7 protein-coding genes and 3 pseudogenes are annotated in these 10685 nt (G+C 44.7%); 1 reads left to right on the top strand and 9 read right to left on the bottom strand.

The genetic code is table 11. From position 1 onward, the window contains the following. Positions 1–40: 40 nt before the first annotated feature. Positions 41–187, bottom strand: a pseudogene (locus tag H8A87_RS02595) (IS630 family transposase); the annotation flags it as partial. Between the two features lie 95 nt (positions 188–282). Here H8A87_RS02595 and H8A87_RS02590 point away from each other — a divergent pair. Next, positions 283–1419: pseudogene (locus H8A87_RS02590) on the top strand (ISAs1 family transposase). A gap of 422 nt (positions 1420–1841) precedes the next feature. Here H8A87_RS02590 and H8A87_RS02585 read toward each other — a convergent pair. The 8 genes and pseudogenes from H8A87_RS02585 to H8A87_RS02550 form a co-directional block, all read right to left on the bottom strand. After that, positions 1842–2009: a hypothetical protein gene (locus H8A87_RS02585; RefSeq protein ID WP_198688446.1), complete on the bottom strand. Its 168-nt coding sequence runs from the start codon at positions 2007–2009 to the stop codon at positions 1842–1844. Between the two features lie 263 nt (positions 2010–2272). Then, positions 2273–2479 carry a hypothetical protein gene (locus tag H8A87_RS02580; RefSeq protein WP_198688445.1) on the bottom strand — a complete coding sequence of 69 codons (207 nt, stop codon included), beginning with the start codon at positions 2477–2479 and terminating at the stop codon, positions 2273–2275. 582 nt (positions 2480–3061) lie between these two features. Further along, positions 3062–3229: a hypothetical protein gene (locus tag H8A87_RS02575; protein ID WP_198688444.1), complete on the bottom strand. Its 168-nt coding sequence runs from the start codon at positions 3227–3229 to the stop codon at positions 3062–3064. After that, positions 3230–3940: pseudogene (locus tag H8A87_RS02570) on the bottom strand (IS5 family transposase). A gap of 360 nt (positions 3941–4300) precedes the next feature. Beyond that, the gene (locus H8A87_RS02565; RefSeq protein ID WP_198688443.1) at positions 4301–7447 is read right to left on the bottom strand and encodes a CusA/CzcA family heavy metal efflux RND transporter; all 3147 of its coding nucleotides are present in this window, start codon (positions 7445–7447) and stop codon (positions 4301–4303) included. Between the two features lie 10 nt (positions 7448–7457). Then, a complete protein-coding gene (locus H8A87_RS02560; RefSeq protein WP_198688442.1) occupies positions 7458–8741 on the bottom strand; it encodes an efflux RND transporter periplasmic adaptor subunit in 1284 nt (427 codons plus the stop codon). 97 nt (positions 8742–8838) lie between these two features. Then, positions 8839–9195 carry a cation efflux system protein CusF gene (gene cusF / locus H8A87_RS02555; protein WP_198688441.1) on the bottom strand — a complete coding sequence of 119 codons (357 nt, stop codon included), beginning with the start codon at positions 9193–9195 and terminating at the stop codon, positions 8839–8841. A gap of 34 nt (positions 9196–9229) precedes the next feature. Further along, a complete protein-coding gene (locus tag H8A87_RS02550; RefSeq protein WP_198688440.1) occupies positions 9230–10615 on the bottom strand; it encodes an efflux transporter outer membrane subunit in 1386 nt (461 codons plus the stop codon). Positions 10616–10685: the final 70 nt, after the last annotated feature.

The raw sequence follows: 10685 nt of genomic DNA, 5'->3' as shown, positions 1-10685 counted from the left end.
CTCACTGAAGCCGTTTAGGGGAGGTGTCCATTTCATTATTTCATAATAGTGCTCCACTCATTTTTTGTATTCCTGGTTTTGAGTACGATGAAAACGATCGCAAAAAGGCATCGACATGATTAAGTCATTGCCACATAAATTGACAACAATGATTCCGAGTCACTGTCTCATGAAGCGATTGCCATAGCAGGGTGAGATCACGAACGTTATTTAATCAAAAGTAATCCATTTGACCCACGAATTAAGTTGTGATCTTATACTCCTTTTTTCGGGAGCCCCCTCATGGAATTCGATGCCTTTTCTCAGCATTTCGGTGAAATCAAAGATCCTCGCCAGTCTGCCAAAATCAGCTATCCCTTGTTTGATGTGCTTTTTCTGAAAATGTGTGCCATTTTGACGGGCGCTGAAGGCTGGGAAGATATCGAAGACTTCGGAAACATGCGCAGCAACTGGCTTCAGGAAAAGGGATTTTTTCAAACCGACTTACCCGTCCACGATGCAATAGCGCGTATCATTTCCCGCCTTGATCCTGTCCAGTTCCAACACTGTTTTATTCACTGGATTCAGGCGGTAAGCGAACGTACCGACGGTGAAATCATCGCGATTGATGGCAAGGCATTACGGGGAACTGGGCATTGGCATAAACGGTTATCGGCTATTCATATGGTGAGCGCATTTGCTACGGCCAATGACGTTGTCATGGGACAGCTAAAAACCGAAAAAAAATCTAATTAAATCATAGCAACCCCTAAATTAATTGATCTACTGGACATCAATGGCTGTTTGGTCACCCTTGATGCGATGGGATGCCAGACCAAAATTGCCAAAAAAATTATCGCCCAGAGCAGTGATTATCTGCTGGCCGTAAAAGAAAATCAGGCAACATTACATCGCGCGGTTAAACAAGCCCTGTCAGCCCAAGTCACTGCCGTCAGCCAGTCAGAAAATGTCAGTATAGAACAAGGACATGGTCGAATTGAATTACGTGAATATCATGTCTTACCAGCGGGAGAGTTTGCCTCGCAATTTCCGGAATGGAAAGGCTTAAAAAGTCTTGGCGTGGCAATACGATATCGCCTTGATAAAGCGAGAAAAAAAGAATCACTGGAATATCATTATTATATCAGCTCTGCGGAACTTGAATCAGACCGTTTTAAGGCGGCGGTGCGTGGACATTGGGGCATCGAAAATCGCGTCCATTGGGTCCTTGATGTGTCAATGAATGAAGATGCGTGTGCTATTCGTCGCGGCAACGCGGCCGAAATATTAGCGGGTATGCGACATTTTCCACTGAATATGCTGCGAGCAGAAATCAGTGTAAAAGCCAGCATCAGACGTAAAACAAACATGGCCAATATGAACAGTGAATATTTGGACAAGGTTTTAATTGCCGGTTTTCAGGTGTTGGGCAAGAAATGAACATTCATGCTCTTGCCCTGACGAATGGAATCATATAAAACACATGACAACCGATTACCTAGATGGCAGTTCGAATCACTTAGCCCAGCAACCTTACTTGGTTATGATCAACTTACTACCAAGCCATAAAAGTTAATTCATAAGCAATATTGTTTATCTTTGTGATGTTTTCCTAGTTTTTACCTGCTATTTTCCTTACAAACAGTAATGTGTATAGCAGGTTAAGTATAAGATTTTATCATGTTGTAATTGTCAATATGTTAGTTAGAATATGAGTCAGTATATATGATGGTTAGTGTGCTATTATTGAATAAATTTCTATAACCAGAACATATTTATTTCATAAATATGTTCTGAAATAATAAAAAAGCCTATTTAGATGCTATTCATTCAGTTGATAATTGCCTCATTATTATTTGTGACTATTCTTCTTTCGGAGAATAATTCCAACTGGACGAACCGCCAAAAGTTGCTCCGCCGTATCCACTACTTTGAGTGCCTAGCGTGCCTGAAGATTTAGCACCAACACCAAGTGCTCCTTGTACTTTCCCCGCACCATCTAAAGGAACTAATCCTTTAGTGTTCCTCATTTACTGCCTAAAACTCCAGGTAACATCAGTGATAATCATACTTTTCTTAAGCGTATCAATATCATTCATATATATTCTTAATGAATATGGGATGGTAAAATCCTCGGTATAATTTACAGAAAATATATTCTGTCTTTTAAAGACCGAGCTACCTGCGTAATTAAGCGCTTTGGCAGAGTGTGTTGTACAGTTAACTCCAGTTACATCATAAACATCAATGATTTTCCCAAATTTTTGGGTAGACTCAGATACGGAAGTACCGCCTATTTTTTTACCCGTGTGCCATAGGCTTTAAAATACCCCATTATTGCGAAAATATCGGCATCTCTGATGTTATAAACTTGAGCTTCCATTCTATAAAGTTCGGTAAACATATATTCAATTGCTTCATTATCTTGCAACCAAATTAAAACGCCGTCACCAGTGATTCCTAATGGGCCAGTATCTGAATAACGGCCATAGGTAAACACATTTATTCCTTTTTCAGTATGAAAAGAAATGAATGTATGGCCTGTACCCTTCGTTTCTACCCATAAAAAATACCCTTAGGTAACCATCGGCAGGTAGTGTCATATATATTCAACGTATGTTTATCAAGTTTATTCAATATTCTTGATTTTCTAATTATATTTCTATTGTTCATTTTTGCTTTTCCTTGCAAGAGAATAAATAATAATCATTGAGTCAGGGAATAATATTAATATCCAACTTAGACCGCGATTTTTAATGAATTGAAAAAGGGTTGAGAAGTTAATAACATAAATAAATGTAATTAAGTTATTCAATAAGTCAATTGAAAAAACAAAAAAATCATTCGTGAACTACGTTTTAATTTATTTCGAAAAAAGAATACTGTGGTACAGAAAAAAAACAATAAGTTATTAGTCAGCATTACATAATCAGTGGTACAAATAAGAAAAGATAGCTCAGCGGAGGTGTATTCCTTGCTTGACCATAGAGTTATTATTTCTTTGATAGTTAAATCAAGAGAAATGAACCCTACGTTACTGATAATAAATAAAATTATTATTATCAATATATTGAACAATGACTTAATCCACATTCAATTCTCCTATCTTTTTTCCTAACCAAAAGCCAACTAAAGTTAAAAAATGCTTTGCTTTATCTATGATAATTGCACACTTGTGATACACCACAGGATAGGATATACCAGAATTATTTATATACTCTAGGGCGTGTTGATGTTTTGCGTTCATCATTCATACCACCCACATTGGCAGCCATATGATTATAAAAGCCAGTGCTATCTGACTGGCATAATTGCGTTCCAATTTATCGTATCTTGTTGTTATTGATCGTAAATATTTAATTCTGGCAAAAGCATTTTCCACCAAATGTCGATAACGATATAAACATTTATCGATATTCTTATCCGATTTTCAGCTATTTTTTCGATAGGGGATCACCGGGATCGCTCCTTGTTGCTCGATAGCATTTCTGAAACCTTGACTATCGTATCCCTTGTCAGCAATCACAAAATCTGATGAGGGGGACTGTGCCACAAGGCTTTCCGCATGAACGATATCATGTACTTGTCCATCAGAAAGTTCAAAATGGACGGGTAAACCGTTACTGTCCACGGCCAAATGAATTTTGGTTGAACGTCCTCCTCGGCTTTTACCGATCGATTCATCCTCCCCCGAAGCCGCGCCCGCGCTATGCGGATGGGCGCGGACAATACTGCCATCAATAAATAACCACTCCGTATCAGCGATCCCAGATAACCCTTTGAAAATGAGCTGTAACCCCCCCTTCTTTGACCCGACATTAAAGCGCTGAAAGACGCTATTCCATTTCCCGAATTCCGAAGGAAGGTCACGCCACGGAGTCCCGGTTCTCATGCGATAAAGAATGCCTTCAAGCGTCAGGCGATGCTCCGCTTTTTGGTAAATAAATCCAGAGAGTTTCATTCATGCAGATAGCTTATTCCATTGTGTATCTGTTAACATAGTTCGCGGCATGGTGGTGAGGCTTGGTTATTTTTTGGTGAAAACGATTATACCCCATCATCATGCTCTCACCCTCTGTACAATAACTCCTCACAAAACGTCAACACACCCTAGTCAATTCATTAAATAAGTGTAGTTGACGGGGTTTGAGGCCCAACGGAGCGAAAACGTACGCTAGTAAAATAACCTGCTGTTTTTACTTGCTTAAATTTAAAAAAGGAACACTGACTAACGCCAATGTTCCTGTGGTTTTAATGCGTATTATCAAGAGCTGAGATCGCTTAATAAAGAACTGAATGATCCCTTCTCACCAATACGAAATTAATGCGTAGTTACCCGATGTCTTCTCAGCCAGATCAACTTGTAAGCCGCTGGAATGATGAAAAGTGACAATAGCGGTGCGGTGATCATCCCACCAATCATCGGTGCTGCAATGCGGCTCATTACTTCTGAACCCGCCCCTGTTCCCCATAAGATAGGCAACAGCCCGGCAATAATGACTGCCACTGTCATTGCTTTTGGCCGCACGCGTAATACCGCGCCATGATAGAGAGCATCATCAAGACCTTCTTCGCTAAAGGTATCCGCACCAGAAAGTGCTGGTTCAGCCTCTATTGCATGACGTAGGTACATCAGCATCACCACGCCAAATTCAGCAGCAACGCCAGCCAGCGCAATAAATCCTGTTCCGGTAGCGACTGACATGTGGAAACCTTGCCAGTAAAGGAACCAAATCCCTCCTACCAGAGCAAAGGGTAAGCTCATTAAAATCAACAATGCTTCATCAACGCGTCGAAACGCCAGATACAGCAGAATGAAGATAATCATTATCGTCATCGGAACCATCAACTTCAGCTTTTTATTAGCATTCTCCAGCAGTTCAAATTGTCCGGAGAATGCCACGCTGGTACCTGGTTTTAGCTTTATGTTCTCACTAATGGCCACCTTAAGGTCATTCACCACAGAGACCATGTCGCGGCCTCGGGCATCAATGTAGATCCAGTTAGTTGGGCGGGCATTTTCTGTTTTTAGCATACTTGGCCCGGAAACCACTTTCACATCAGCCACATCACCCAGAGTAATTTGTTGTTTCATTGGTGTGAGAATTGGCAATTGACGCAGTGCTTCAGGCCCATCACGGTACTCTTGTGGATAGCGGATGTTGATAGGATATCTGGCCACGCCTTCCACAACTTCACCCGCTTTCGCCCCACCAATGGCCGATATGACAAATAGCTGTACGTCATCAATAGTCATCCCGTAGCGGGCTGCTTTTTCCCGATTTATATCGACGGTAACGTAACGCCCACCTTCCAGTCGTTCCGCCAGTGCCGACGTGACGCCGGGAACGGTTCTCGCAATCCCCTCAATTTGTTGAGCTGTTTGATCAAGGTCAGTCAGTACGGTACCTGAAACTTTGATACCTATCGGACTCTTGATGCCTGTAGACAGCATATCGATACGATTACGAATAGGTGGAACCCAGAGATTCGCCAGTCCCGGCAAACGAACGGTTTTGTCCAGTTCTTCGATGATTTTGTCAATCGTCATTCCCGGTCGCCACTGATCTTCTGGTTTCAGTTGAATGGTTGTTTCAAGCATTTCCATTGGCGCGGAATCTGTTGCAGTGTCCGCTTTCCCTGACTTACCAAACACAGAAGCCACTTCAGGCACCGTTTTGATGAGTTTATCCGTCGTTTGTAGTAGCGTCCGGGCCTGAGCCGGGGAGATACCCGGAAGGGTTGATGGCATATAGAGTAAGTCACCTTCATTGATCTGAGGGAGAAACTCGCCACCGACTTTGCTGAGCGGCCATGCAATCGTCAGTATCGACAATAAAGCAATCACCAGCGTCAACTTTGGCCAGCGGAGAACGTGGAGCAGCAAGGGGTGGTACAGTTTGATTAAGGATCGATTAAGGGGATTACTCGTCTCTGCGGGGATCTTTCCCCGGATCCAGAATCCCATCAGGATGGGAATGACGACAATCGCCAGTACCGCAGCACCTGCCATTGAGTAGGTTTTAGTGAATGCAAGAGGGCCAAACAGGCGACCTTCCTGTCCTTCAAGGGTGAAAATAGGGATAAACGACAGGGTAATGATCAACAAACTAATAAACAGTGCGGGGCCTACCTCAACCGACGCATCGGTAATGACTCTCCAGCGTGTTGCGTTATCAATTTTTTCATCAGGGTGATTATGATCCCATTCCTCCAGTCGCTTATGGGCGTTTTCAATCATCACGACGGCGGCATCCACCATTGCGCCGACCGCTATAGCGATTCCACCTAACGACATGATATTGGCATTCATCCCCTGGAAATGCATCACGATAAAAGCAATACACAACCCCAGCGGTAACGAAATAATCGCCACCAGAGCCGAACGCAGATGCCAGAGGAACAGCGCACAGACCACGGCAACCACAATAAACTCTTCCAGTAGTTTATGACTGAGATTATCAATCGACCGGTCAATCAGCTGGCTGCGGTCGTAGGCCGTTACCACCTCAACACCTTCCGGAAGGCTCTGTTTCAGTGTTTCCAGTTTATCCTTCACCGCAGATATCACTTCACGGGCATTTTTCCCGGAGCGCAGGATAATGACCCCACCGGCAACTTCACCTTCACCGTTGAGTTCTGCAATGCCACGACGCATTTCAGGCCCAATCTGTATGCGGGCCACGTCTTTTAAATAAACGGGAATTCCATTAGCACCCGCACTGAGTGCGATATAATTAAAATCGTTAATGGACTGCAGATACCCCGTTGCGCGTACCATATACTCGGTTTCGGCCCGTTCAACGGATGATCCCCCCGCTTCCTGATTAGAAGCGTTCAGCGCGCTTTTTACCTGCGACAGTGTTATGCCATATTGCGACAGTTTTATCGGGTCGAGCTGGATCTGATACTCTCTGACCATACCGCCAATGGAAGCCACTTCTGAGACATTGGGAACGGTTTTCAGCTCATATTTTAAGAACCAGTCCTGAAGGGAACGTAGTTCGGCTAAATTGTGTTTACCGCTTTTGTCTACAAGCGCATATTCAAAAATCCAGCCCACCCCGGTGGCATCCGGACCGATTTCAGAGGTCACCCCTGTCGGGAGTTTCCCCTGAGCCTGGTTAAGATATTCCATCACTCGTGAACGCGCCCAGTACTGATCGGTGCCATCCTCAAAAATCACATAAACATACGAGTCACCAAACTGAGAGAATCCGCGGACGGTCTTAGTTCCGGGTACGGAAAGCATGGTGGTCGTCAGTGGGTAAGTCACCTGATTTTCGACAATTTGTGGAGCCTGTCCCGGGTAGCTGGTCTTAATAATAACCTGGACATCAGAGAGATCTGGCAAGGCATCCACGGGGGTATTAACGATAGTCCATGTTCCCCAGATGCTAAGGAACAAAACGGCCATCATCACCAGAAATCGGTTGGCTACCGAACGTCGGATAATCCATTCAATCATTGCGTTATCCTCAGTGACCGGTATGTGGGTTTGCTGATGGCATCGCCATTCCTGAAACCATCGGTTCAGGCTTGTCTGCCTGATGCATTCGCTCCAGCGCACCAGAGATGTTTGCTTCAGAGTCAATCAAGAAGAGTCCATTGACAACAACTGATTCACCTTCATTCAGTCCACTGGCGATGCCTGTATGGCGCTGTGATTCATGCAATACCTTGATGCTCTTCGGAATGAATTTTCCTTCACTATCAACGGTAATAACATGCTGTTCATTGCCCGTATCAATAACGGCCTGAGAAGGAATGAGTAACATTTCCGGACTTTGTGTTTTAAATTTCAGATATGCATTCATGCCGGGTTTAAGCAATTCATCCGGATTTGCCACCCGCAGGCGAACCTGAAGTGTCCGGGTTGTCTGGTCGATACTCGGTAAAATGCTCCATTTTTCAATGTTAAAAGCTTTATGCGGATAAGCCGGAACAGAGAGGGTGAACCGGGAGGTCTCTTTCAGCAGCCAGGCTATAGATTCCGGCACAGCGGCGCTGACCCACACAGGATCCATCCCCTGGATCTGAGCAACCACTTTATCTTTAGAAATATTCATCCCGGTCCGCAGGTCAAATGCGGTTATAACACCGCTAATCGGTGCCTTAATGGTAAATCGGGTCTGGATCGTGCGCGAACGCCGTAGTCGCTGAATGTCTTCTTCCGGCATACCGGCAAGGCGGAGACGTTCCAGAATACCCTTCACTTGCGCAGGAGTTCCTCCGGTACCCGACAGCAACAGATATTCGCTCTGTGCCTCTACCCACTCGGGAATGGTGATATCAATCAGTGGGGTTCCCTTCTTAACTTTATCGCCTGTGGTGAGTGGGTATACCTTTTCCACAAAACCATCAGAGCGCGCCTGCACGATGACGAACTGATAATCGTTAAAACTAATATTGGCTGGGATAGTCTGTGAGTACTGCAAATGCCCTTTACTGACCTTCTCCGTCCTCATCCCAAGGTTTTGCACCAGAGTGGGATCGATCCGAATACCGTTGCTGTTCTGCGCATCCCCCTCATCTGCATACTTAGGAACCAGGTCCATATCCATAAACGGCGACTTTCCGGGTTTATCAAATTTTGTATCGGGCTTCATCGGGTCATACCAGAACAGCACTTTGCGTTCTGACTGCTGAGATCCGGCGTAATCTGCAGAGTTAAAAAATGGATAAACCGAAATTGAGACTACTGCCCCAATGATAAGACTACTGATAATTGTTGCAGCGTATTTTAATTTTAAAGAAGCCATGAATGCTCCTGCTAAAAAGGTGTGACCACCCGAATATAGAAAGTACCGCACCCATCACAACAGCCTGTCATGACAGGTGAAAATATAAGAAACTACATTATGGCTGGCTTATTTTAATATCCTGAAGCATGGAAATATTGCCCTGCTGGATAAACGAAAAATTCACCTTACTGCCTGCTTTTAATGCGGTGATGCTGTCATTCTCTGTCGTAAAGGTAAAACGCATGGTCATGGCTGGCCAGCCAATCGCAGGAATTGCTTCGTGGGCAATAGTGATTTTTTTACTCTTAAGGTCAACCTCCTTCACTACACCACTGGCGCTGATGACCTGCTGTGCCGCGTTCGATTCGGTAGGAGACATTACCATCCCCTGATGCTGCTCACCCGCCTGCACAGCCTGAGCCATAACCAGTGACAGGATGCCAAAGAAAGCCATTTTTGTTGACTGACGCATATTGTTTACTCCTTAGCTAATCAAAATTAAGTTATTACTCAGCCCAGCCGCCGCCAAGCGCTGTGAAGAGTTTTATCTCGTTTACCTGTTGGGAATATTTAAGGTCAAGAATCGTTTGTTGGGTTGAAAATAAAGTACGCTCAGCATCCAGCACTTCAATATAACTTACCGCACCACTGGAATATAACCCTCGGGCACGCTGCAGGGTTATCCGGAGAGACTCAAGGTAGCGTTGTTGAGCGATAATTTGCCCGCTAATGCTGTCACGGAGTGACAATGCGTCAGAAACGTCCTTAAACGCCGTCTGGATTTTTTGCTCATAGTTCACCACCGACTGTTGCTGACGAACGTTAGCCAGTGTCAGATTGGCCTGATTGCGACCTGCATTAAAAATAGGGATCTCAATTTTGGGTACAAAGCTCCACATGCCGCTTGAGGGAGTAAACAGATTCGAGAGCTCCGTACTGCTGCCAGAAATGCCGCTTGTCAGGCTAATTGAAGGAAAAAACGCTGCCCGAGCCACACCGATATTGGCATCAGCCGCTCTCAACTGATGCTCAGCCTCCATAATATCCGGTCTCTGTAACAGGACATCGGAGGATAAATTTGGTGGTAATTTAACCGGATTAAGATCTTTTTCGTGCTCAAATTTATTATCGGGGAAAGTGTTATAGGTGCCCAACAGTAGCTGAAGTGCGTTATTAGCCTGGGCAAGTTGCCCTTCCCGATTCGCGATGTCAGCGCGGGTGCTTTCAATAAGTCCACGAGCCTGCTCAAGAGCCAGCACATTTGTGCTGCCAGTGACGAGCTGTTGCTCGACAAACGCATAGGATTGCTGATAATTCTGCAACGTCTCTTTGGCTATTTTCAATTGCTCCTGAGCCAGACGCTGGTTGTAATAATTTTGCGAGACATTAGAAATCAACAGTATATGTACACCCCGTTGCGCCTCTTTACTGGCAATGTAGTTCTGACGATCGGCTTCGCTCATGTTTTTCAGCTTGCCAAAGAAGTCCAGAGCAAAGCTCAGATCCAGTCCGGCATCATACTCCTTCGTCATGCCGCTATCGCCTTTCAGGCTTCCCCGGTAACTGATATCCGAAGATGCACTCAGTTGTGGATATCTGTCAGCATCAGTCACGTTATACTGTGCACTAGCCTCCTGTACTTTCAGGGTGGCCATTTTCAGGTCAGGGTTATTACGTAACGCTTCATCAATAAAACGCCTGACCTGAGGATCAACAAAAAAGGTTCTCCAGCCCGTGTCCTGATAGCCAGTCGTCGCCGGAACAAGGCTATTTCGGGAAAGTGAGAACTGCTGAGGTACAGGAAGTTCAGGGCGCTGGTAGTCTGGTGCCAGTGAGACACACCCTGCCAGAACAAACACGGTACTGACCGCCAGTAGTTTTAATTTGAACATATTGCTTCCCGTCCAGGCTCGCCCGGTAAAATACGGCTAATAAAATCCAGATGATGACTGGGGATACATT

The organism is Xenorhabdus lircayensis (assembly GCF_016306625.1).
Taxonomy (GTDB): Bacteria; Pseudomonadota; Gammaproteobacteria; order Enterobacterales; family Enterobacteriaceae; genus Xenorhabdus; species Xenorhabdus lircayensis.
Note: the sequence above shows the minus strand (reverse complement) of the source record. Positions and strands in the feature narration are given on the sequence as shown.

What these genes read in the sequence shown, in the direction of transcription:
- H8A87_RS02585 (WP_198688446.1), bottom strand. Translation starts at nt 2,009, where the DNA reads ATGAGGAACACTAAAGGATTAGTTCCTTTAGATGGTGCGGGGAAAGTA.
- H8A87_RS02565 (WP_198688443.1), bottom strand. Translation starts at nt 7,447, where the DNA reads ATGATTGAATGGATTATCCGACGTTCGGTAGCCAACCGATTTCTGGTG.
- cusF (WP_198688441.1), bottom strand. Translation starts at nt 9,195, where the DNA reads ATGCGTCAGTCAACAAAAATGGCTTTCTTTGGCATCCTGTCACTGGTT.
- H8A87_RS02575 (WP_198688444.1), bottom strand. Translation starts at nt 3,229, where the DNA reads ATGATGAACGCAAAACATCAACACGCCCTAGAGTATATAAATAATTCT.
- H8A87_RS02560 (WP_198688442.1), bottom strand. Translation starts at nt 8,741, where the DNA reads ATGGCTTCTTTAAAATTAAAATACGCTGCAACAATTATCAGTAGTCTT.
- H8A87_RS02550 (WP_198688440.1), bottom strand. Translation starts at nt 10,615, where the DNA reads ATGTTCAAATTAAAACTACTGGCGGTCAGTACCGTGTTTGTTCTGGCA.